Annotated in this window: 28 protein-coding genes; 3 read left to right on the top strand and 25 right to left on the bottom strand. The window is 55.7% G+C overall.

All coding sequences use genetic code 11. The annotated features are described in order from the left end of the window. Positions 1-66: 66 nt before the first annotated feature. Positions 67-621, top strand: a complete 555-nt coding sequence (locus tag GBC55_RS18780; protein ID WP_162438849.1) for a cysteine hydrolase family protein — start codon at positions 67-69, stop codon at positions 619-621. Positions 622-781: 160 nt separating this feature from the next. Further along, complete coding sequence (locus tag GBC55_RS18775; protein ID WP_162438848.1) at positions 782-2989, top strand: OsmC domain/YcaO domain-containing protein; 2208 nt, start codon at positions 782-784, stop codon at positions 2987-2989. A gap of 113 nt (positions 2990-3102) precedes the next feature. Here GBC55_RS18775 and GBC55_RS18770 read toward each other — a convergent pair whose 3' ends face one another. Beyond that, positions 3103-3639, bottom strand: a complete 537-nt coding sequence (locus GBC55_RS18770; protein WP_162438847.1) for a single-stranded DNA-binding protein — start codon at positions 3637-3639, stop codon at positions 3103-3105. Positions 3640-3648: 9 nt separating this feature from the next. After that, positions 3649-5046, bottom strand: a complete 1398-nt coding sequence (locus tag GBC55_RS18765; protein WP_162438846.1) for an MFS transporter — start codon at positions 5044-5046, stop codon at positions 3649-3651. A gap of 191 nt (positions 5047-5237) precedes the next feature. On the opposite strand from GBC55_RS18765, the gene uvrA reads away from it, so the two are divergent. Next, entirely contained in the window at positions 5238-8072 is a 2835-nt protein-coding gene (gene uvrA / locus GBC55_RS18760) for an excinuclease ABC subunit UvrA (RefSeq protein WP_162438845.1), read from the top strand. Positions 8073-8132: 60 nt separating this feature from the next. On the opposite strand, the gene bfr is transcribed toward uvrA, so the two are convergent. From bfr to rpsC, 23 genes are all read right to left on the bottom strand, one after another. Next, entirely contained in the window at positions 8133-8597 is a 465-nt protein-coding gene (gene bfr / locus GBC55_RS18755) for a bacterioferritin (RefSeq protein WP_007933692.1), read from the bottom strand. 149 nt (positions 8598-8746) lie between these two features. After that, complete coding sequence (locus GBC55_RS18750) at positions 8747-10201, bottom strand: catalase (protein ID WP_162438844.1); 1455 nt, start codon at positions 10199-10201, stop codon at positions 8747-8749. A gap of 199 nt (positions 10202-10400) precedes the next feature. Further along, positions 10401-10787 carry a 50S ribosomal protein L17 gene (rplQ, locus tag GBC55_RS18745; protein ID WP_007896790.1) on the bottom strand — a complete coding sequence of 129 codons (387 nt, stop codon included), beginning with the start codon at positions 10785-10787 and terminating at the stop codon, positions 10401-10403. A gap of 42 nt (positions 10788-10829) precedes the next feature. Continuing rightward, positions 10830-11831, bottom strand: coding sequence for a DNA-directed RNA polymerase subunit alpha (rpoA, locus tag GBC55_RS18740; protein ID WP_003186012.1), 1002 nt, complete (start codon positions 11829-11831; stop codon positions 10830-10832). 22 nt (positions 11832-11853) lie between these two features. Next, entirely contained in the window at positions 11854-12474 is a 621-nt protein-coding gene (gene rpsD, locus GBC55_RS18735; RefSeq protein WP_003210056.1) for a 30S ribosomal protein S4, read from the bottom strand. An 18-nt stretch (positions 12475-12492) separates the two neighbouring features. Then, positions 12493-12882, bottom strand: a complete 390-nt coding sequence (gene rpsK / locus GBC55_RS18730) for a 30S ribosomal protein S11 (RefSeq protein WP_002555466.1) — start codon at positions 12880-12882, stop codon at positions 12493-12495. A gap of 30 nt (positions 12883-12912) precedes the next feature. Beyond that, positions 12913-13269 (bottom strand): 30S ribosomal protein S13, encoded by a 357-nt coding sequence (gene rpsM, locus GBC55_RS18725; protein ID WP_003186020.1) that lies wholly within the window; start codon positions 13267-13269, stop codon positions 12913-12915. A 129-nt stretch (positions 13270-13398) separates the two neighbouring features. After that, on the bottom strand, positions 13399-13515 hold the full coding sequence (gene rpmJ, locus GBC55_RS18720) for a 50S ribosomal protein L36 (RefSeq protein WP_002555468.1): 117 nt from the start codon (positions 13513-13515) through the stop codon (positions 13399-13401). A 28-nt stretch (positions 13516-13543) separates the two neighbouring features. After that, positions 13544-14872 carry a preprotein translocase subunit SecY gene (gene secY, locus GBC55_RS18715; RefSeq protein WP_008073883.1) on the bottom strand — a complete coding sequence of 443 codons (1329 nt, stop codon included), beginning with the start codon at positions 14870-14872 and terminating at the stop codon, positions 13544-13546. Further along, positions 14873-15310, bottom strand: a complete 438-nt coding sequence (gene rplO, locus GBC55_RS18710) for a 50S ribosomal protein L15 (protein WP_010467269.1) — start codon at positions 15308-15310, stop codon at positions 14873-14875. Between the two features lie 3 nt (positions 15311-15313). Further along, positions 15314-15490 (bottom strand): 50S ribosomal protein L30, encoded by a 177-nt coding sequence (gene rpmD / locus GBC55_RS18705; RefSeq protein ID WP_003186033.1) that lies wholly within the window; start codon positions 15488-15490, stop codon positions 15314-15316. 2 nt (positions 15491-15492) lie between these two features. Beyond that, positions 15493-15993 (bottom strand): 30S ribosomal protein S5, encoded by a 501-nt coding sequence (gene rpsE, locus GBC55_RS18700; protein ID WP_007943782.1) that lies wholly within the window; start codon positions 15991-15993, stop codon positions 15493-15495. 3 nt (positions 15994-15996) lie between these two features. Continuing rightward, positions 15997-16347, bottom strand: coding sequence for a 50S ribosomal protein L18 (gene rplR, locus GBC55_RS18695; protein ID WP_003186037.1), 351 nt, complete (start codon positions 16345-16347; stop codon positions 15997-15999). A 10-nt stretch (positions 16348-16357) separates the two neighbouring features. Continuing rightward, a complete protein-coding gene (rplF, locus tag GBC55_RS18690) occupies positions 16358-16891 on the bottom strand; it encodes a 50S ribosomal protein L6 (RefSeq protein WP_003176412.1) in 534 nt (177 codons plus the stop codon). Between the two features lie 12 nt (positions 16892-16903). Further along, positions 16904-17296: a 30S ribosomal protein S8 gene (gene rpsH, locus GBC55_RS18685; protein ID WP_003186040.1), complete on the bottom strand. Its 393-nt coding sequence runs from the start codon at positions 17294-17296 to the stop codon at positions 16904-16906. A gap of 210 nt (positions 17297-17506) precedes the next feature. Beyond that, positions 17507-17812 carry a 30S ribosomal protein S14 gene (gene rpsN, locus GBC55_RS18680; RefSeq protein ID WP_003176414.1) on the bottom strand — a complete coding sequence of 102 codons (306 nt, stop codon included), beginning with the start codon at positions 17810-17812 and terminating at the stop codon, positions 17507-17509. A gap of 13 nt (positions 17813-17825) precedes the next feature. After that, positions 17826-18365 (bottom strand): 50S ribosomal protein L5, encoded by a 540-nt coding sequence (rplE, locus tag GBC55_RS18675; protein WP_003176415.1) that lies wholly within the window; start codon positions 18363-18365, stop codon positions 17826-17828. Positions 18366-18385: 20 nt separating this feature from the next. Continuing rightward, the gene (gene rplX, locus GBC55_RS18670; protein ID WP_003176416.1) at positions 18386-18700 is read right to left on the bottom strand and encodes a 50S ribosomal protein L24; all 315 of its coding nucleotides are present in this window, start codon (positions 18698-18700) and stop codon (positions 18386-18388) included. Positions 18701-18711: 11 nt separating this feature from the next. Next, complete coding sequence (rplN, locus tag GBC55_RS18665; RefSeq protein WP_002555479.1) at positions 18712-19080, bottom strand: 50S ribosomal protein L14; 369 nt, start codon at positions 19078-19080, stop codon at positions 18712-18714. 23 nt (positions 19081-19103) lie between these two features. Beyond that, the gene (rpsQ, locus tag GBC55_RS18660; RefSeq protein ID WP_003176419.1) at positions 19104-19370 is read right to left on the bottom strand and encodes a 30S ribosomal protein S17; all 267 of its coding nucleotides are present in this window, start codon (positions 19368-19370) and stop codon (positions 19104-19106) included. A 2-nt stretch (positions 19371-19372) separates the two neighbouring features. Continuing rightward, positions 19373-19564: a 50S ribosomal protein L29 gene (rpmC, locus tag GBC55_RS18655; protein ID WP_008030901.1), complete on the bottom strand. Its 192-nt coding sequence runs from the start codon at positions 19562-19564 to the stop codon at positions 19373-19375. Beyond that, positions 19564-19977 (bottom strand): 50S ribosomal protein L16, encoded by a 414-nt coding sequence (rplP, locus tag GBC55_RS18650; RefSeq protein WP_008145497.1) that lies wholly within the window; start codon positions 19975-19977, stop codon positions 19564-19566. Before rplP ends, rpmC begins: the two co-directional genes overlap by 1 nt. Before the next feature lie 12 nt (positions 19978-19989). Then, positions 19990-20676 (bottom strand): 30S ribosomal protein S3, encoded by a 687-nt coding sequence (rpsC, locus tag GBC55_RS18645; protein WP_003176422.1) that lies wholly within the window; start codon positions 20674-20676, stop codon positions 19990-19992. Positions 20677-20687: the final 11 nt, after the last annotated feature.

The following is a 20687-nucleotide window of genomic DNA, read 5'->3' as shown; positions in this document are numbered from 1 at the left end:
TCCTCGGACGGCCTGCCAGGGCCAATACTTCATTCCACACCTACTACACACTTCGAGGAAACAGTCATGGCCAAGCAAGCACTCATCGTAGTCGATATCCAAAACGACTACTTCCCCCAAGGCAAGTGGCCATTGGTGGGCGCCGATGTCGCTGCCGATAACGCCGTACGTCTGTTAAAGGCCTTTCGCGACGCGGGTGAGTGGGTGGTGCACATCCGCCATGAATTCACGTCCGACGAAGCGCCTTTCTTCACTCCGGGTTCAGAGGGCGCAAAGCTTCATCCCAAGGTTCTCAACCGCGCGGATGAGCCCGTCGTGCTCAAGCACTTCGTCAATTCGTTTCGCGAAACCGAGTTGAAGTCGATCCTTGACGAGCAAGACATCAAGGAACTGGTGGTCGTTGGCAGCATGAGCCACATGTGTGTCGACGGCATCACTCGCGCCGCCGCCGATATGGGCTACACCGTCACCGTGATCCATGACGCCTGTGCCAGCCGTGACCTGGAGTTCAACGGTCTGACGGTTCCGGCGGCCCACGTTCACGCCGCGTTCATGTCAGCTCTGGGCTTTGCCTATGCGAGCGTGATCTCCACTGACGAATTCCTGGCTGCCAGCCACTAAGATCACAACGTCCTCATCGAAGTCTGAAAGCTCGACTTGCCCCTCCGCGGCTCATTAAAACGGCCCGGAGGGGACATATCGTCAGACGCCCGCGAGACTTACCGTTGAAATGCCGGATAATGGCGGCCAAATCGACTAGCCCGCTATTCTGGTAACCCCCATGGAAATCAAGGTCAACTTTCTCGACAACCTTCGACTTGAAGCCAAGTTCGATGACTTCACGGTGGTGGCTGATCAACCTATCCGCTACAAGGGCGATGGCTCGGCACCGGGCCCGTTCGACTACTTCCTCGCTTCGTCGGCGTTGTGCGCGGCGTACTTTGTAAAGTTGTACTGCAGCACCCGCAACATATCCACCGACAACATCCGTCTGTCACAGAACAACATTGTTGACCCGGAAAACCGCTACAACCAGATTTTCAAGATCCAGGTCGAGCTGCCAGCAGACATTTCCGAGAAGGACCGTCTAGGCATTCTGCGTTCCATCGACCGTTGCACCGTGAAAAAAGTGGTGCAGGCCGGCCCTGAGTTTGTGATCGAAGAGGTCGAAAACCTCGACGCCGACGCTCAGGCGTTGCTGATGCCTGCATCCAGCTCTGAGGCGAGCACTTACATTGCCGGCAAGGATCTGCCACTTGAGCAGACCATTGCGAACATGTCGGCCATCCTCGCCGACCTGGGCATGAAGATTGAAATCGCCTCGTGGCGAAATATCGTGCCTAACGTGTGGTCGTTGCATATCCGCGATGCGCATTCGCCGATGTGCTTTACCAACGGCAAGGGCGCGACGAAGGAAGGCGCACTGGCGTCGGCACTGGGCGAGTTTATCGAGCGACTCAACTGCAACTTCTTCTACAACGACCAGTTCTGGGGCGAAGACATCGCCAATGCAGCGTTTGTGCACTACCCGGACGAACGCTGGTTCAAGCCGGGCCGTAAAGATGCGCTGCCGGTCGAAATTCTCGATGAGTACTGCCTGAAGATTTACAACCGCGACGGCGAGCTGCGTGGCTCCCATTTGATCGATACCAACTCGGGCAATGAAGAGCGTGGTATCTGCTCGCTGCCGTACGTGCGGCGTTCGGACGGTGAGGTGGTGTACTTCCCGTCCAACCTGATTGAAAACCTTTTCCTGAGCAACGGCATGAGTGCCGGTAACACGCTGGCCGAAGCCCAGGTGCAGTGCCTGTCGGAGATCTTCGAGCGCGCGGTAAAACGCGAAATCATCGAGGGTGAATTTGCCCTGCCGGATGTGCCGGCCGATGTTTTGGCGAAGTTTCCCGGGATTTTGGCCGGTATTCAGGCACTGGAAGAGCAAGGTTTCCCCGTGCTGGTGAAAGATGCGTCCCTGGGCGGCGAATTCCCGGTGATGTGCGTCACGCTGATGAACCCGCGTACCGGCGGCGTGTTCGCCTCGTTCGGTGCGCACCCGAGCCTGGAAGTGGCGCTGGAACGCAGCCTGACCGAATTGCTTCAGGGCCGCAGCTTCGAAGGACTCAACGACCTGCCACAGCCGACGTTTGAAGGTCATGCGGTGACCGAGCCGAACAACTTCGTCGAGCACTTTATCGACTCCAGCGGCGTGGTGTCGTGGCGCTTCTTCAGCTCGAAATCGGACTACGAATTTGTCGAATGGGATTTCTCTGGCCAGGGTGAAAACTCGAACGTCGAAGAAGCCGCGACCTTGTTCGGCATTCTCGAAGGCATGGGCAAAGAAGTGTACATGGCGGTCTACGAGCATATTGGCGCGACGGCGTGCCGCATCCTGGTGCCGGACTATTCGGAAATCTATCCCGTAGATGATCTGATCTGGGATAACACCAACAAAGCGCTGTTCTTCCGCGCCGATATCCTGAACCTGCATCGTCTGGACGAAGAGGAGCTGCGAGCGCTGGCTGAGCGTCTGGTGGAAAGTGAGCTCGACGACTACACCGACATCACTTCCTTGATCGGCATCGAGTTTGACGACAACACGGCCTGGGGCCAGCTGACGATTCTAGAGTTGAAGCTGCTGATTTATCTCGCCCTGCAGCAATTTGAAGAGGCGAAGGAAGCGGTGGAGATGTTCCTGCAGTACAACGACAACACGGTCGAGCGTGGCTTGTTCTATCAGGCCATCAATGCCGTGCTGGAGATGAAGCTGGACGAAGACCTGGAACTGGAAGACTACGAGGCTAATTTCCGCCGGATGTTTGGTAACGAGCGCATGGATGCAGCGATCGGATCGGTGGATGGCAGCGTTCGCTTCCATGGCTTGACGCCGACCAGCATGAAACTGGAAGGGCTCGACAGGCACCTGCGCCTGATCGACAGCTACAAGAAACTGCACACGGCGCGGGCGAATGTGACTGCTCACGCTCAGTCGTGACGCCGGCCCGGACGCTCCTGCTTAAATGATGTACAAAAGAAAACCCCCGACCAGTCGAGAGGACTGATCGGGGGTTTCGAGGCTAGACCTTACAAACAAGTCCAGGCTGCATCCTAGAACGGGATATCGTCATCGAAGCTGTCGAAATCCGGAGCCGGTTGCGGCGCAGCCTGCTGAGGAGCCGGACGCGACTGTTGTGGGGCGGACTGCTGCGGTGCCGACTGCTGTGGGCGCGGAGCTTGCTGACGCGGTGCCGGAGCGGACTGCTGGTAGTTATTGCCCCCGCCTTGTTGGTCGCCCTGTTGTGGTCGGCCGCCGAGCAGTTGCATGGTGCCTTGCATGTCGACCACGATTTCGGTGGTGTAACGCTTGATACCGTCTTTTTCCCACTCGCGGGTTTGCAGCTTGCCTTCGATATACACCTGCGAACCTTTACGCAGGTATTCGCCGGCGATTTCGGCTACTTTGCCGAACATCGATACACGGTGCCATTCGGTCTTCTCGACCTTCTGACCGGTTTGCTTGTCAGTCCACTGTTCGCTGGTCGCCAGACTCAGGTTGGTCACGGCGTTACCGTTAGGCAAGTAGCGAACTTCGGGATCCTGGCCGCAAGTGCCGACCAATATGACTTTGTTAACCCCACGGGCCATAACGTTCTCCTAGGCTTCGCACGCTGTCGAGGCCGGGTTGTTCACCAGGCGCTCAAGGGTGGTGCGATCCAATAGTTCGGTGTCCAATTTGATGTAAATGGCCGCTTCATCAGCGACCACGACTGCATCTGTTACCCCTACGACGGCCAACAGGCGCTCGACCAGACCCGCTTCGCGGATCGCTTCGGGCGACAACGGCAAGCGCAGGCTCGTCACGTAGGGAGGTTCGCGCATGGTAACAGCAAAGGCTAACCAGAGGGCAGCCAGCCCGGCGCATCCAAGGAACACAACCGACAAACCGCCATGCTGGAACATCCACCCGCCCATGATCCCGCCCAACGCCGAACCCAGGAACTGACTGGTGGAATAAACCCCCATTGCCGTGCCCTTGCCGCCTGCCGGTGAAACCTTGCTGATCAACGATGGCAACGAAGCTTCCAGCAGGTTGAACGCGGTGAAGAACACCACCGTACCAATCACCAGAGCCCGCAAGCTATCGCCGAACTGCCAGAAGAATAGCTCAGTGAGCATCAGCGTCACGACGGCGCCGAGTAAAACTCGTTTCATTTTGCGTTTCTTCTCGCCGTAGATAATGAACGGGATCATGGCGAAGAAAGAAATCAGCAGCGCAGTCAGGTACACCCACCAGTGCTGCTCTTTGGGCAGGCCGGCTTTTTCGACCAGCGCCAACGGCAAGGCGACGAAGCTCGACATCAACATCGCGTGCAACACAAAAATGCCCAGGTCCAGGCGCAACAGGTCCGGATGCTTGAGCGTCGGCAACAGCGCCTGTCGCGCGACACCGGACTCACGATGCTGCAACGGCCCGCTGGCACGGGGCACCATGAACATCACGATGACGATGCCGATCAGCGCCATACCGCCCGTGGCGAGGAATAGTCCCGACAGGCCGAAGGCGCGAGTCAGCAATGGCCCTACAACCATGGCGACAGCGAACGACAAGCCGATGGTCATGCCAATCATCGCCATGGCTTTCGTGCGGTGTTGTTCCCGGGTCAGGTCCGACAGCAGAGCCATGACCGCCGCAGAAATGGCACCGGCACCTTGCAGGATTCGTCCGGCAATGACGCCCCAGATCGAATCGGCATTAGCGGCCAGTACACTGCCCAGGGCGAAAATGATCAGCCCCAGATAAATCACCGGACGTCGCCCGATGCGGTCGGAAATGAAACCGAAGGGAATCTGGAAAATCGCCTGGGTCAGGCCGTATGCGCCAATCGCCAGCCCGATAAGGGCCGGGGTCGCGCCTGCCAGATCCATCCCATAGGTCGCCAATACCGGCAACACCATGAACATGCCAAGCATACGGAAGGCGAACACCAGGGCCAGACCGCTTGCTGCGCGGGTCTCACTGCCACTCATGCGTTCGCTGTGGGGATCGTGCATGGATAAACCTCATGTGAACCGGCGGCGATTCTACCAGTCCCATCGATTGACAGGGTATATCGCGACGCTTTGCCGCGCTCTGCTGACAGACTCTTCATGTAAGACAACAATCCGCTCGTTTGATAGTGTGCATCCATCCAGTATTTGGCCGTATACTCCTACGTTTTCGACGCCCGCCAAGCGAGGCCACTTTGGACAAGATCCTGATTCGTGGGGCCCGAACCCACAACCTGAAGAACATCGACCTGACCCTGCCACGGGACAAACTGATCGTCATCACCGGCCTGTCCGGATCCGGCAAGTCGTCTCTGGCATTTGACACGTTGTACGCCGAAGGCCAGCGCCGCTACGTCGAGTCGCTGTCCGCCTACGCGCGACAATTCCTGTCGATGATGGAAAAGCCTGACGTCGACACCATCGAAGGTTTGTCGCCGGCAATCTCCATCGAACAGAAGTCGACCTCGCACAACCCGCGCTCCACCGTCGGCACCATCACCGAAATCTACGACTACCTGCGCCTGCTCTATGCTCGTGTGGGTATTCCGCGCTGCCCGGATCACGATATTCCGCTGGAAGCGCAGACCGTCAGCCAGATGGTCGACCTGGTGCTTGCCCAGCCGGAAGGCAGCAAGCTTATGCTGTTAGCGCCGGTGATTCGCGAGCGTAAAGGCGAACATCTGTCGGTCTTCGAAGAGCTGCGCGCCCAGGGCTTCGTCCGCGCACGAATCAATGGCCGGCTTTGCGAGCTGGACGAGCTGCCGAAACTGGATAAACAGAAGAAGCATTCGATTGATGTCGTGGTTGACCGCTTCAAGGTTCGCGCCGATCTGCAGCAGCGCCTCGCTGAGTCGTTCGAGACCGCGCTGAAACTGGCGGATGGCATCGCACTGGTTGCTCCGATGGACGACGAGCCTGGCGAAGAGATGATCTTTTCCGCGCGCTTCGCCTGCCCGATCTGCGGTCATGCCATCAGCGAGCTTGAGCCCAAGCTGTTTTCCTTCAACAACCCGGCAGGCGCGTGCCCGACGTGCGATGGCCTGGGCGTGAAGCAGTTTTTTGATATCAAGCGACTGGTCAATGGAGACCTGACACTGGCCGAGGGCGCGATACGCGGCTGGGACAGGCGTAACGTCTATTACTTCCAGATGCTCGGATCGCTGGCGTCTCACTACAAGTTCAGCCTGGAAGTGCCATTCAATGAACTGCCGGCCGATCAGCAGAAGTACATCCTGCATGGCAGCGGTTCGCAGAACGTCGACTTCAAGTACCTGAACGACCGTGGCGACATCGTCAAACGTTCGCACCCGTTCGAAGGCATCGTGCCGAACCTGGAACGTCGCTACCGCGAAACCGAATCGGCTTCGGTACGTGAAGAGCTGGCCAAGTTCCTCAGCACCCAGCCTTGCCCGGATTGCCGTGGCACCCGTCTGCGTCGCGAGGCGCGGCACGTCTGGGTAGGTGAGAAGACGCTTCCGGCAGTCACCAATCTGCCGATCGGCGATGCGTGCGAGTACTTCGGCGGACTGAAATTGACGGGCCGCCGCGGTGAAATCGCCGACAAGATCCTCAAGGAAATTCGCGAGCGCCTGCAGTTCCTGGTCAACGTAGGCCTGGATTATCTGTCGCTGGATCGAAGCGCGGATACCCTATCCGGCGGTGAGGCTCAACGGATCCGCCTGGCCAGTCAGATTGGCGCCGGGCTGGTAGGTGTCCTGTACATTCTCGATGAGCCGTCCATCGGCCTGCACCAGCGCGACAATGATCGTTTGCTCGGTACGCTCAAGCACCTGCGGGACATTGGCAATACGGTCATCGTGGTCGAACACGACGAAGACGCCATTCGTCTTGCCGACTATGTGGTGGACATTGGCCCGGGTGCAGGTGTTCACGGGGGGCATATCGTTGCCGAGGGCACGCCCGCAGAAGTCATGGCTCACCCTGATTCGCTGACTGGTAAATACCTGTCGGGCCGGGTCAAGATTGCGGTTCCAGCCAAGCGTACGCCGCGTAACAAAAAGCTGTCTCTGTCCTTGAAAGGCGCGCGCGGCAACAATTTGCGCAATGTCGACCTGGATATTCCGATTGGTCTGCTGACCTGCGTCACCGGCGTATCCGGCTCGGGCAAGTCGACGCTTATCAACAACACGCTGTTTCCCCTGAGCGCCACGGCACTCAATGGTGCAACGACGCTGGAGGCTGCCGCACACGACAGCATCAAAGGTCTGGAGCACCTGGACAAGGTGGTCGACATTGACCAGAGCCCGATTGGCCGTACGCCGCGCTCAAACCCGGCGACGTACACCGGCTTGTTCACGCCGATTCGCGAATTGTTCGCCGGCGTGCCGGAATCCCGTTCCCGTGGATATGGCCCGGGGCGATTCTCCTTCAACGTGAAAGGCGGTCGTTGCGAAGCGTGTCAGGGCGATGGTCTGATCAAGGTCGAAATGCACTTTCTGCCGGACATCTATGTGCCGTGCGACGTCTGCAAGAGCAAGCGCTACAACCGCGAAACCCTTGAGATCAAATACAAGGGCAAGAGCATTCACGAGACCCTCGAGATGACCATCGAGGAAGCGCGAGTGTTCTTCGACGCGGTTCCGGCGCTGGCGCGCAAGCTTCAGACGCTAATGGATGTTGGGCTGTCGTACATCAAGCTGGGGCAATCGGCGACCACGTTGTCTGGAGGTGAAGCGCAACGGGTAAAACTGTCTCGCGAGCTTTCCAAACGCGATACCGGCAAGACGTTGTACATCCTCGATGAGCCAACCACTGGCCTGCACTTCGCAGACATCCAGCAACTGCTCGATGTACTGCACAGACTGCGCGACCACGGCAATACTGTGGTGGTAATCGAGCACAACCTTGACGTGATCAAAACGGCCGACTGGCTGGTGGACCTCGGACCCGAGGGTGGTTCCAAAGGTGGGCAGATTATTGCCGTTGGTACGCCAGAAGAAGTCTCTGAGATGAAGCAATCGCACACTGGCTTCTACCTCAAGCCGCTCCTGGCTCGCGACCGGGACTGATCCGGCCCCACGAAAAAGCCCCTGTCACTTCATCAGTGGCAGGGGCTTTTTTGTAGCTGATTAGAACTGCGATTGCAGGTAGTTCTCGAGACCGATCAGCTTGATCAAACCCAGCTGTTTTTCCAGCCAGTAGGTGTGATCTTCTTCGGTATCGTTGAGCTGAATGCGCAGGATCTCGCGGCTTACGTAATCTTTGTGCAACTCGCAAAGTTCAATGCCCTTACAGAGAGCAGCGCGAACTTTGTATTCGAGGCGTAAATCGGCGGCGAGCATATCAGGCACGGTTGTGCCGACATCGAGGTCGTCAGGACGCATGCGCGGAGTGCCTTCAAGCATCAGGATCCGACGCATCAGCGCGTCAGCGTGCTGTGCTTCTTCTTCCATTTCATGGTTGATACGTTCGTAGAGCTCGGTGAAACCCCAGTCCTCGTACATCCGCGAGTGGATGAAATACTGATCACGCGCCGCCAGCTCGCCGGTCAGCAACGTGTTGAGGTAATCGATAACGTCTGGGTGGCCTTGCATCGCCCTACATCTCCCTGCTTGAAAGTCTGTAGTTTGAACCAAGGCGACTGTTAGGTCACTCCGTTTACGCGATAAAAGCGAAGATATTCTGAGAAAAGTAGTTTAAATATCGCAAAAACCGCCCAGATGAGGGCGGTTCTGCTTCTCGTTTAGACTTCGTTAATCTGTACGTTGAGTGCCTTTGCGACTGCTTCTCCATACGCCGGATCGGCCTTGTAGAAATGCTGCAACTGGCGATCAACCACGTCGCTTGAAACCCCAGCCATTGCGCCGGCAATGTTATTGATCAACAGGGTTTTCTGCTCGTCGCTCATCAGGCGGAACAGCGCACCAGCATGGCTGTAGTAATCGGTGTCTTCGCGATGGTCATAACGATCCGCGGCACCGTTCAATGCCAACGGAGGCTCAGCATAACGAGGGGCCTGTTTTGGCGCCTCGATGTAGCTGTTTGGCTCGTAATTCGGCGCACTGCCGCCGTTGCTGCCGAATGCCATCGAACCGTCACGCTGGTAGCTGTTCACTGGGCTATGTGGGGCATTCACCGGCAGCTGCTGATGATTGGTGCCGATGCGGTAGCGGTGCGCGTCTGCGTAAGCAAACACACGCCCTTGCAGCATACGATCTGGCGACAGCCCGACACCCGGCACCATGTTGCTCGGACCAAATGCGGCTTGCTCGACTTCTGCAAAATAGTTCTGCGGATTACGGTTCAGTTCAAGCTCGCCGACTTCAATCAACGGAAATTCTTTCTGCGACCAGGTCTTGGTGACGTCGAACGGGTTCTCGTAGTGTGCCGCGGCTTGAGCCTCGGTCATTATCTGAATGCAGACACGCCATTTCGGGAAATCACCGCGCTCGATCGCACCGAACAGATCCCGCTGAGCGTAATCCGGATCGGTACCCGCCAGACGTGCAGCGTCAGCAGGCGCCAGGTTCTTGATCCCCTGCTTGGTCTTGTAGTGCCATTTCACCCAGTGCCGCTCGCCGCTGGCATTGATCAGACTGTAGGTATGGCTACCGAAGCCGTGCATATGACGGTATCCGTCGGGAATGCCGCGGTCCGAGAACAGAATAGTGACCTGGTGCAACGCCTCAGGCGAGTGCGACCAGAAATCCCACATCATCTGCGCGCTTTTCAGGTTGCTTTGCGGTAGGCGCTTTTGGGTGTGGATAAAGTCAGGGAATTTGAGCGGATCACGGATGAAGAACACCGGCGTGTTGTTGCCGACAATGTCCCAATTGCCTTCTTCGGTGTAGAACTTCAACGCGAATCCACGTGGATCGCGCTCTGTGTCGGCGGAACCACGCTCACCACCCACGGTAGAAAAACGCAGGAAGGTTGGGGTTTGCTTACCGACGGACTCAAACAGTTTGGCGCTGGTGTACTCGGTTATGTCACGAGTCACCGTAAATGTGCCGTAAGCACCCGAGCCTTTCGCGTGCACTCTACGCTCAGGAATATTCTCACGATTGAAGTGAGCAAGTTTCTCGATGAGATGGAAATCATCAAGCAACAGCGGTCCGCGTGGGCCGGCGGAGCGGGAATTCTGGTTATCGGCGACAGGAGCGCCACTGGCGGTGGTAAGGGTTTTATTTTGGCTCATTGAAATCTCTTCCTCTGTCAGTCTATGAACTACCGCTGATCGGCTAGAGGAGAGTATTGACCACCAACGTTACACGTACAAATTCATTAAGCTATGCATGGCGATAGATTTTTTCTAACGACCGTAGGAGTGGCTGGCATTTAATAGCGAGCACAAAAAACCGGGCACTAGGCCCGGTTCTTCGTTTCAGACTGATGTCTTACTCAGCGGATACAGCTTCACCGCCAACTGGACGATCAACCAACTCAACGTACGCCATAGGCGCGTTGTCACCAGTGCGGAAGCCGCACTTGAGGATGCGCAGGTAGCCACCCTCACGGGTAGCGTAACGCTTGCCCAGGTCGTTGAAGAGCTTACCAACGATAGCTTTCGAACGAGTACGGTCGAAAGCCAAACGGCGGTTAGCCAGGCTGTCTGTCTTGGCCAAAGTGATCAGCGGCTCAGCAACGCGACGCAGTTCTTTAGCTTTCGGCAGTGTAGTTTTGATCAGCTCGTGCTCGAACAGCGACACCGCCATGTTTTGAAACATGGCCTTGCGGTGCGAGCTGGTGCGGCTCAGGTGACGACCACTTTTACGATGACGCATGGTTCATTCCTTACCAAACACAACGTTCGGTGATTACGACGATCAGGCAGTCGCCTTGTCGTCCTTCTTAAGACTTGCAGGCGGCCAGTTGTCGAGGCGCATGCCGAGGGACAGACCGCGGGAGGCCAGAACGTCCTTGATTTCAGTCAAGGATTTCTTGCCAAGGTTCGGAGTCTTCAACAGCTCTACTTCGGTGCGCTGGATCAGGTCACCGATGTAGTAGATGTTTTCCGCCTTAAGGCAGTTAGCCGAACGTACAGTCAGTTCCAGATCGTCAACCGGGCGAAGCAGGATCGGATCGATCTCGTCTTCCTGCTCGACAACCACTGGCTCACTGTCACCTTTGAGGTCGACGAACGCAGCCAACTGCTGTTGCAGAATGGTTGCAGCGCGACGGATAGCCTCTTCAGGATCCAGGGTGCCGTTGGTTTCCAGATCAATAACCAGCTTGTCCAGGTTAGTACGCTGCTCGACACGGGCGTTTTCCACCACGTATGCGATACGGCGAACCGGGCTGAACGAAGAGTCAAGCTGCAAGCGACCGATGCTGCGGCTTTCGTCTTCATCGCTCTGACGCGAGTCTGCCGGTTCATAACCACGACCACGAGCTACGGTGAGCTTCATGTTCAGGGCGCCGTTAGACGCCAGGTTAGCGATTACGTGATCGGGGTTAACGATCTCGACATCATGATCCAGCTGAATATCGGCAGCGGTAACCACCCCCGAACCCTTCTTCGACAAGGTCAGCGTAACTTCGTCACGACCGTGCAGCTTGATAGCCAGACCTTTAAGGTTCAACAGGATTTCAATTACGTCTTCCTGTACGCCTTCGATGGCGCTGTACTCATGGAGTACACCGTCAATCTCGGCCTCGACTACTGCACAGCCGGGCATTGAGGACAACAGGATGCGGCGCAGCGCGTTGCCCAGGGTGTGGCCAAAACCACGCTCGAGAGGCTCGAGAGTGATTTTGGCGCGGGTTGGACTGACAACCTGCACATCAATATGGCGGGGTGTCAGGAACTCATTTACCGAAATCTGCATGGATGCACCTATTTTCTAGCCCTTACTTGGAGTAGAGCTCGACAATCAGGCTTTCGTTGATGTCGGCGGACAGATCACTGCGAGCTGGAACGTTCTTGAAAACGCCCGACTTCTTCTCAGTGTCTACTTCTACCCATTCTACGCGGCCACGTTGGGCACACAGATCGAGAGCTTGGACAATGCGAAGTTGGTTCTTTGCTTTCTCGCGGATCGCGACCACGTCACCAGCACGAACCTGGTAAGACGGTACGTTTACGGTCTGACCGTTAACGCTGACGGATTTGTGCGATACCAGCTGACGGGATTCGGCACGAGTAGAGCCAAAACCCATACGGTATACAACGTTGTCCAGACGGCATTCGAGCAGTTGCAACAGGTTTTCGCCAGTTGCACCTTTCTTGCCAGCAGCTTCTTTGTAGTAGCCGCTGAATTGACGCTCGAGAACGCCGTAGATACGACGGACCTTCTGCTTTTCACGCAGTTGGGTGCCGTAATCGGACTGGCGACCGCGGCGTTGGCCGTGGATACCAGGTGCTGCTTCGATGTTGCACTTCGATTCGATCGCGCGCACGCCGCTCTTCAGGAAGAGATCGGTGCCTTCGCGACGAGCGAGTTTGCATTTTGGACCAATGTAACGAGCCATTCTTTACAATCTCCTGGATTACACGCGGCGCTTCTTCGGCGGACGGCACCCGTTGTGCGGGATTGGCGTCACGTCGGTGATGCTGGCGATCTTATAGCCACAGCCGTTCAAAGCACGGACAGCAGACTCACGACCTGGACCTGGACCCTTGACGTTAACGTCGAGGTTTTTCAGGCCGTATTCCAGCGCAGCTTGACCAGCACGTTCAGCAGCTACTTGAGCAGCAAACGGCGTGGACTTGCGGGAACCGCGGAAACCCGAACCACCGGAGGTAGCCCAAGAAAGCGCGTTACCTTGACGGTCGGTGATGGTCACGATTGTGTTGTTAAAAGATGCATGGATGTGGGCGATGCCATCAACCACTGTCTTTTTAACTTTTTTACGAGGACGAGCAGCAGGTTTTGCCATGATAATTTTCCTGTCGATTCGCTGGGGCGATTACTTGCGGATCGGCTTACGCGGACCTTTACGGGTACGCGCGTTAGTCTTGGTACGCTGACCGCGTACTGGAAGACCACGACGATGACGCAGACCGCGATAGCAACCGAGGTCCATCAAACGCTTGATTTTCATGTTGATTTCGCGACGCAGGTCACCTTCAGTGGTGAACTTCGCCACTTCGCCACGCAGCTGTTCAATCTGCTCGTCGCTCAGATCCTTGATCTTTGCGGCTGGGTTTACCCCAGTCACTGCGCAAATTTTCTGCGCAGTAGTGCGACCAACACCATAGATGTAGGTCAGCGAGATAACAGTGTGCTTGTTATCTGGAATGTTAACGCCTGCAATACGGGCCATTCAGTGGGACTCCAATTGACAGCTACCTACGCCCCGGAAGCCAAGAAATAGGGCGCGAGATAATATCGCTGTAATAACAAATAATCAACCCGGCAGCGCACTAGCTACCGGGCTTCAAGCGGATCACACTCAGCCTTGGCGCTGTTTGTGACGCGGTTCCGCGCTGCAAATTACTCGAACAACACCTTCGCGGCGAATAATCTTGCAGTTACGGCACAGCTTTTTCACCGATGCACGAACTTTCATCACCAACTCCTCTCACCTTATGGGTACTTCAGCGAAGCATGCCGCTGCCGTAGCCCTTCAGGTTGGCTTTCTTCATCAGGGATTCGTACTGGTGCGAAACGAGGTGCGATTGTACTTGGGACATGAAGTCCATCACAACCACGACGACGATCAGCAACGAGGTCCCGCCAAGGTAGAACGGAACGTTTGCTGCAACCACCAGAAACTGGGGCAACAAGCACACGGCCGTCATATATAGAGCACCGAACAGGGTCAGACGAGTCAGAACGCCATCAATGTAGCGCGCAGACTGCTCACCTGGACGGATGCCCGGAATAAAGGCACCGGACTTCTTCAGGTTTTCCGCTACGTCTTTCGGATTGAACATCAACGCCGTATAGAAGAAGCAGAAGAAAATAATCCCTGCACTAAACAGCAGAATATTCAACGGCTGACCAGGAGCGATCGACTGCGAGATGTCCTGCAGCCAGCCCATACCTTCAGACTGACCAAACCAGGTACCCAACGAAGCCGGGAACAGCAAAATGCTGCTCGCGAAAATGGCCGGAATAACACCGGCCATGTTCACCTTCAGCGGCAAGTGGCTAGTCTGTGCAGCAAAAACCTTGCGGCCCTGCTGACGCTTGGCGTAGTGAACAGCTATACGACGCTGACCACGCTCAATGAACACCACAAAACCGATAATCGCTACTGCCAGCAAACCGATGGCAACCAGGGCGAAAATATTGATATCACCCTGCCGCGCAGACTCGAAAGACTGCCCGATCGCTCTCGGAAGACCGGCGACGATACCTGCGAAAATCAACATCGAGATACCGTTGCCAACACCACGCTCAGTAATCTGCTCACCCAGCCACATCATGAACATCGCACCAGCCACAAAAGTGGATACCGCGACGAAATGGAAGCCAAAGTCACCAGTGAACGAAACACCCTGCCCTGCCAGACCAATGGACATGCCAATTGCCTGAACCAGAGCGAGGACGACAGTGCCGTAGCGGGTGTACTGGGCAATCTTGCGACGCCCAGCTTCACCTTCCTTCTTCAACTGCTCGAGCTGCGGGCTGACGGCGGTCATCAACTGCATGATGATCGATGCCGAAATATACGGCATGATCCCCAGTGCAAAGATGCTCATCCGTTCCAGCGCGCCGCCAGAAAACATGTTGAACAAGCTAAGAATGGTCCCCTCATTCTGTCGAAACAGGTCCGCGAGTCGGTCCGGGTTGATACCTGGAACCGGGATGTGTGCGCCTATTCGGTAGACGATAATCGCCAGGAACAGAAAACGCAGACGAGCCCAGAGTTCAGACATACCGCCTTTGCCGAGCGCAGAGAGAGCACCTTGCTTAGCCATTTATTCCTCGAACTTGCCGCCAGCTGCTTCGATAGCCGAACGCGCACCTTTGGTGGCGCCGATTCCCTTTCCGATGGTAACAGCGCGAGTAACTTCGCCGGACAGCATGATTTTCACGCGCTGTACGTTGACGTTGATCACGTTGGCATCTTTCAGGGACTGCACGGTAACGATGTCGCCTTCCACTTTAGCCAGCTCGGATAAACGCACTTCTGCGCGATCCATGGCTTTCAGGGAAACGAAACCGAACTTCGGCAGGCGACGATGCAGCGGCTGTTGACCGCCTTCAAAGCCTGGAGCAATGGTGCCACCGGAGCGGGAGGACTGACCTTTGTGGCCACGGCCACCGGTCTTGCCCAAACCACTACCGATACCACGGCCCGGACGATGCTTTTCGCGACGGGAACCCGGCGCTGGACTCAGATCATTGAGTTTCATCGATTAACCCTCGACACGCAGCATGTAGTAAGCCTTGTTGATCATCCCGCGATTCTCGGGAGTATCAAGTACTTCTACAGTGTGACCGATGCGACGCAGACCCAGACCCTTAACGCACAGTTTGTGGTTAGGGATGCGGCCGGTCATGCTTTTGATCAGCGTAACTTTAACGGTAGCCATGATCAGAAGATCTCCTTGACGCTTTTGCCACGCTTGGCGGCAATGGATTCAGGAGACTGCATAGCTTTCAAACCTTTAAAAGTGGCGTGAACCACGTTTACCGGGTTAGTCGAGCCGTAGCACTTGGCCAGAACGTTCTGAACACCAGCAACTTCGAGGACAGCACGCATAGCGCCGCCAGCGATGATACCGGTACCTTCAGAAGCAGGCTGCATGTACACCTTCGAAGCGCCGTGACCGGACTTCATTGCGTACTGCAGGGTAGTGCCGTTCAGGTCAACTTGGATCATGTTGCGGCGAGCAGCTTCCATTGCCTTCTGGATCGCAGCAGGCACTTCACGTGACTTGCCACGGCCGAAGCCAACACGCCCTTTACCATCACCAACCACGGTCAACGCGGTGAAAGTGAAGATACGGCCGCCTTTAACGGTTTTGGCTACGCGGTTAACTTGAACCAGCTTCTCAATGTAGCCTTCGTCGCGCTTTTGGTCGTTATTTGACATAACTTAGAACTCCAGCCCAGCTTCACGAGCAGCATCAGCCAGCGCCTTGACGCGGCCGTGGTACTTGAAGCCAGAGCGGTCGAAAGCCACCTGCGAGACGCCAGCGGCTTTAGCACGCGTAGCGACCAGCTGGCCAACCTTAGTGGCCGCGTCGATGTTGCCAGTGGCGCCATCACGCAGTTCTTTATCCAAAGTCGAGGCGGATGCCAGGACTTTGTTGCCGTCGGCCGAAATGACCTGGGCGTAAATGTGCTGCGACGAGCGGAACACGCAGAGACGCACGACTTCGAGTTCGTGCATTTTCAGGCGTGCTTTGCGAGCGCGACGCAGTCGAGTAACTTTTTTGTCGGTCATTTGCTATGCCCTACTTCTTCTTGGCTTCTTTACGACGGACGACTTCGTCCGCGTAGCGCACACCTTTGCCTTTGTACGGCTCTGGTGGACGGAAGTCGCGGATCTCGGCGGCCACTTGACCTACCAGCTGCTTATCGATGCCCTTGATCAGGATATCGGTCTGGCTAGGAGTCTCAGCGGTGATGCCTTCCGGCAGTTCATAATCCACTGGGTGCGAGAAGCCAAGAGCCAGGTTCAGCACTGTGCCTTTTGCTTGCGCTTTGTAACCAACACCGACCAGCTGGAGCTTGCGCTCGAAGCCTTGGCTTACGCCTTGGACCATGTTGTTTACCAACGCACGAGTGGTACCAGCCATTGCGCGAGTCTGTTGATCGCCATTGCGAGCAGCAAAACGCAGCTCACCGGCTTCTTCAACAATCTCAACGGACGAATGGATGTTCAGTTCGAGAGTGCCCTTGGCACCCTTCACCGAAAGCTGTTGGCCTGCGAATTTGACTTCGACACCGGCTGGCAGCTTAACGGGGTTCTTAGCGACGCGTGACATGCTTATCCCCCCTTAGAACACAGTGCAAAGAACTTCGCCGCCGACACCGGCAGCGCGCGCAGCACGATCCGTCATCACACCTTTGTTGGTGGAGACGATAGACACACCGAGACCGCCACGAACTTTCGGCAGATCATCGACGGACTTGTACTGACGCAGGCCTGGACGGCTAACGCGCTTCACTTCTTCGATGACCGGACGGCCTTCGAAATATTTCAGCTCGATAGACAGCAGTGGTTTGATTTCGCTGCTGATCTGATAACCCGCAATGTAACCTTCGTCCTTCAGGACTTTGGCAACAGCTACCTTCAAAGTAGAAGATGGCATGCTTACGACGGACTTTTCAGCCATCTGGGCATTACGGATTCGAGTTAGCATGTCCGCTAACGGGTCCTGCATACTCATGGGCTAGACGCTCCTAATACACAAAAAATTAGCCTTGCGGCTACTACGTGTCGCCGAGTACATCCATGCGAAAAAAGCACGGGCTCAGGCGAGCCGGGTATTCTAGACACACCCCACAAATGAATCAAGCCCCAAAAGGGGCTTGATTCAAGTTCAAGGTCACCGGTGGTCAGGATCTTGCGATCCCGAGCACCGAGACTTTGATATTGCTTACCAGCTGGCTTTAACCAGACCAGGTACGTCACCACGCATTGCAGCTTCACGCAACTTGTTACGGCCAAGGCCGAACTTGCGGTAAACGCCGTGTGGACGACCGGTCAGGCGGCAGCGGTTACGCATGCGCGAAGCGCTTGCGTCACGTGGCTGCTTCTGCAGAGCTACTGTAGCTTCCCAACGTGCTTCTGGACTTGCGTTCAGATCAACGATGATAGCTTTCAGTGCTGCACGCTTTTTGGCGTACTTGGCAACCGTGAGCTGACGCTTCAGCTCGCGGTTTTTCATGCTCATCTTGGCCATTTTCCTACTCCAATCAGTTGCGGAACGGGAATTTGAAAGCACGCAGCAGCGCGCGACCTTCATCATCGTTCTTGGCAGTGGTGGTCAGGGTAATGTCCAGACCGCGGAGAGCATCGATCTTGTCGTAGTCGATTTCCGGGAAGATGATCTGCTCTTTTACGCCCATGCTGTAGTTACCACGACCATCGAAGGACTTGGCATTCAGGCCGCGGAAGTCGCGAACCCGAGGCAGGGAGATCGACAGCAGACGATCCAGGAATTCGTACATACGCTCACGGCGCAGAGTCACTTTGACGCCGATCGGCCAACCTTCACGGACTTTAAAGCCAGCGATGGATTTCCGAGCGTAAGTCACAACGACTTTCTGACCGGTGATCTTTTCCAGGTCGGCAACAGCGTGCTCGATGACTTTTTTGTCACCGACCGCTTCGCCCAGACCCATGTTCAGGGTGATTTTGGTAACGCGTGGAACTTCCATCACGTTCGAAAGCTTAAGTTCTTCCTTAAGTTTCGGTGCGATTTCCTTCCAGTAAATCTCTTTTAGTCGTGCCATGGTCTTCTACCTAGCAGTGTTCAAGCATCAACCGCTTTTTGGGTCGACTTGAAGACACGAATTTTCTTGCCGTCTTCTACTTTGAAACCAACGCGATCAGCCTTGTTGGTTTCGCCGTTGAAAATGGCGACGTTAGAAGCATCCAGCGGAGCTTCTTTTTCGACGATACCGCCTTGCACGCCCGACATAGGGTTAGGCTTGGTATGACGCTTAACCAGGTTCAGACCGCCAATAACCAAACGGTTGTTAGCGAGAACCTTAAGCACCTTACCGCGCTTACCTTTGTCTTTGCCGGCGATCACGATGATCTCGTCGTCACGACGAATCTTTTGCATGTCGGATCTCCTTACAGCACTTCTGGGGCGAGCGAGACGATCTTCATGAACTTCTCAGTACGAAGTTCACGGGTCACTGGCCCAAAGATACGGGTGCCGATCGGCTCTTGCTTGTTGTTCAGAAGAACAGCAGCGTTGCCATCAAAGCGGATAATGGAGCCATCAGCACGACGTACGCCGTGACGAGTGCGGACTACAACAGCAGTCATCACTTGGCCTTTTTTCACTTTACCGCGAGGAATTGCTTCCTTCACGGTAACTTTGATGATGTCACCGATACCAGCGTAACGACGATGGGAGCCACCCAGCACCTTGATGCACATAACGCGGCGAGCGCCGCTGTTATCGGCCACATCGAGCATGGATTGAGTCTGAATCATATAATTTCTCCGACCCCTAGTCCTTAGACTTCCACAGCGCGTTCGAGAACATCAACCAGCGCCCAAGACTTGGTCTTGGCCAAAGGACGAGTTTCACGAATAGTGACTTTGTCGCCGATGTGGCACTGATTGGTTTCGTCGTGCGCGTGCAGCTTAGTCGAACGCTTAACGTATTTACCGTAGATCGGGTGCTTAACGCGACGCTCGATCAGAACGGTGATGGTCTTGTCCATTTTGTCGCTGACAACACGGCCAGTCAGCGTACGGACGGTTTTTTCGGCTTCAGCCATGATTACTTACCTGCCTGCTGTTTGAGCACAGTCTTCACGCGAGCGATGTCACGCTTAACTTGCCGGAGCAGGTGAGACTGCCCCAACTGGCCAGTTGCTTTCTGCATACGCAGATTGAACTGGTCGCGCAGCAGGCCGAGCAGTTGCTCGTTAAGCTGCGGCGCGTCTTTTTCACGAAGTTCATTCGCTTTCATCACATCACCGTCCGTTTAACAAAGGCGGTGGCGAGCGGCAGCTTTGCAGCAGCCAGGGCAAAAGCCTCACGCGCCAGCTCTTCAGTTACACCCTCGATTTCATACAGGACTTTACCTGGCTGAATCTGGGCAACCCAGTACTCCACACTACCCTTACCTTTACCCATCCGAACTTCGAGTGGCTTCTTGGAAATAGGCTTGTCCGGGAATACACGGATCCAGATCTTGCCGCCACGTTTAACGTGACGGGTCAGAGCACGACGCGCTGACTCGATCTGACGAGCGGTGAGACGACCACGAGCTACAGACTTCAGCGCGAACTCGCCGAAGCTGACTTTGCTACCGCGCTGTGCCAGACCACGGTTGTGGCCTGTCATCTGCTTGCGGAACTTCGTACGCTTTGGTTGCAACATTTGGCGTACCCCTTACTTAGCAGCTTTTTTACGAGGCGCTGGTGCTTGTGGTTTCAGCTCTTCTTGGCGACCACCAATTACTTCGCCTTTGAAGATCCAAACCTTTACACCGATCACACCATAAGTGGTGTGAGCTTCGTAGTTGGCATAGTCGATGTCGGCACGCAGGGTGTGCAGTGGCACACGACCTTCGCGATACCATTCAGTACGTGCGATTTCAGCACCGCCGAGACGACCGCTCACTTGGATTTTGATGCCTTTGGCACCAATGCGCATGGCGTTCTGTACAGCGCGCTTCATAGCGCGACGGAACATTACGCGACGCTCCAGCTGCTGAGCTACGCTCTGCGCAACCAACATACCGTCGAGTTCCGGCTTGCGGATTTCTTCGATATTGATGTGCACAGGCACACCCATTTGCTTGGTCAGGTCCTGACGCAGTTTCTCAACATCTTCACCTTTCTTCCCGATAACGATACCTGGACGAGCAGTGTGGATGGTGATACGTGCTGTTTGGGCCGGACGATGGATATCGATACGGCTTACGGACGCGCTTTTTAGTTTGTCTTGGAGATACTCACGCACCTTCAGATCAGCGAACAAATAGTCCGCATAAGTCCGACCGTCTGCGTACCAGACGGAGGTGTGCTCCTTGACGATTCCCAGGCGAATGCCAATGGGATGTACTTTCTGACCCATCTCTTCGACTC

Origin of the sequence: Pseudomonas sp. TNT3, from assembly GCF_010095445.2 — a bacterium.
Classification (GTDB): Bacteria; Pseudomonadota; Gammaproteobacteria; order Pseudomonadales; family Pseudomonadaceae; genus Aquipseudomonas.
This window is presented reverse-complemented; position numbering and strand designations above follow the sequence as displayed.

Coding starts and splice junctions, on each gene's coding strand:
- rplE (WP_003176415.1), bottom strand. CDS start 18,365: ATGGCACGACTAAAAGAGATTTACTGGAAGGAAATCGCACCGAAACTT.
- GBC55_RS18770 (WP_162438847.1), bottom strand. CDS start 3,639: ATGGCCCGTGGGGTTAACAAAGTCATATTGGTCGGCACTTGCGGCCAG.
- rplF (WP_003176412.1), bottom strand. CDS start 16,891: ATGTCACGCGTCGCTAAGAACCCCGTTAAGCTGCCAGCCGGTGTCGAA.
- rplR (WP_003186037.1), bottom strand. CDS start 16,347: ATGACCGACAAAAAAGTTACTCGACTGCGTCGCGCTCGCAAAGCACGC.
- rplP (WP_008145497.1), bottom strand. CDS start 19,977: ATGTTGCAACCAAAGCGTACGAAGTTCCGCAAGCAGATGACAGGCCAC.
- rpsE (WP_007943782.1), bottom strand. CDS start 15,993: ATGTCAAATAACGACCAAAAGCGCGACGAAGGCTACATTGAGAAGCTG.
- GBC55_RS18750 (WP_162438844.1), bottom strand. CDS start 10,201: ATGAGCCAAAATAAAACCCTTACCACCGCCAGTGGCGCTCCTGTCGCC.
- rpsQ (WP_003176419.1), bottom strand. CDS start 19,370: ATGGCTGAAGCCGAAAAAACCGTCCGTACGCTGACTGGCCGTGTTGTC.
- rpmD (WP_003186033.1), bottom strand. CDS start 15,490: ATGGCTACCGTTAAAGTTACGCTGATCAAAAGCATGACCGGCCGCATC.
- rpsK (WP_002555466.1), bottom strand. CDS start 12,882: ATGGCAAAACCTGCTGCTCGTCCTCGTAAAAAAGTTAAAAAGACAGTG.
- rpsH (WP_003186040.1), bottom strand. CDS start 17,296: ATGAGTATGCAGGACCCGTTAGCGGACATGCTAACTCGAATCCGTAAT.
- GBC55_RS18765 (WP_162438846.1), bottom strand. CDS start 5,046: ATGCACGATCCCCACAGCGAACGCATGAGTGGCAGTGAGACCCGCGCA.
- rplO (WP_010467269.1), bottom strand. CDS start 15,310: ATGAAACTCAATGATCTGAGTCCAGCGCCGGGTTCCCGTCGCGAAAAG.
- GBC55_RS18775 (WP_162438848.1), top strand. CDS start 782: ATGGAAATCAAGGTCAACTTTCTCGACAACCTTCGACTTGAAGCCAAG.
- rplQ (WP_007896790.1), bottom strand. CDS start 10,787: ATGCGTCATCGTAAAAGTGGTCGTCACCTGAGCCGCACCAGCTCGCAC.
- secY (WP_008073883.1), bottom strand. CDS start 14,872: ATGGCTAAGCAAGGTGCTCTCTCTGCGCTCGGCAAAGGCGGTATGTCT.
- rplX (WP_003176416.1), bottom strand. CDS start 18,700: ATGCAAAAGATTCGTCGTGACGACGAGATCATCGTGATCGCCGGCAAA.
- GBC55_RS18780 (WP_162438849.1), top strand. CDS start 67: ATGGCCAAGCAAGCACTCATCGTAGTCGATATCCAAAACGACTACTTC.
- rpoA (WP_003186012.1), bottom strand. CDS start 11,831: ATGCAGATTTCGGTAAATGAGTTCCTGACACCCCGCCATATTGATGTG.
- rpsM (WP_003186020.1), bottom strand. CDS start 13,269: ATGGCCCGTATTGCAGGCGTTAACATTCCAGATAACAAGCACACTGTT.
- rpsC (WP_003176422.1), bottom strand. CDS start 20,676: ATGGGTCAGAAAGTACATCCCATTGGCATTCGCCTGGGAATCGTCAAG.
- rpmJ (WP_002555468.1), bottom strand. CDS start 13,515: ATGAAAGTTCGTGCATCGGTGAAAAAGCTGTGCCGTAACTGCAAGATT.
- rpsN (WP_003176414.1), bottom strand. CDS start 17,812: ATGGCCAAGATGAGCATGAAAAACCGCGAGCTGAAGCGTCAGCTCACG.
- bfr (WP_007933692.1), bottom strand. CDS start 8,597: ATGCAAGGCCACCCAGACGTTATCGATTACCTCAACACGTTGCTGACC.
- rpmC (WP_008030901.1), bottom strand. CDS start 19,564: ATGAAAGCGAATGAACTTCGTGAAAAAGACGCGCCGCAGCTTAACGAG.
- rplN (WP_002555479.1), bottom strand. CDS start 19,080: ATGATTCAGACTCAATCCATGCTCGATGTGGCCGATAACAGCGGCGCT.
- rpsD (WP_003210056.1), bottom strand. CDS start 12,474: ATGGCTCGTTACATTGGTCCAAAATGCAAACTCGCTCGTCGCGAAGGC.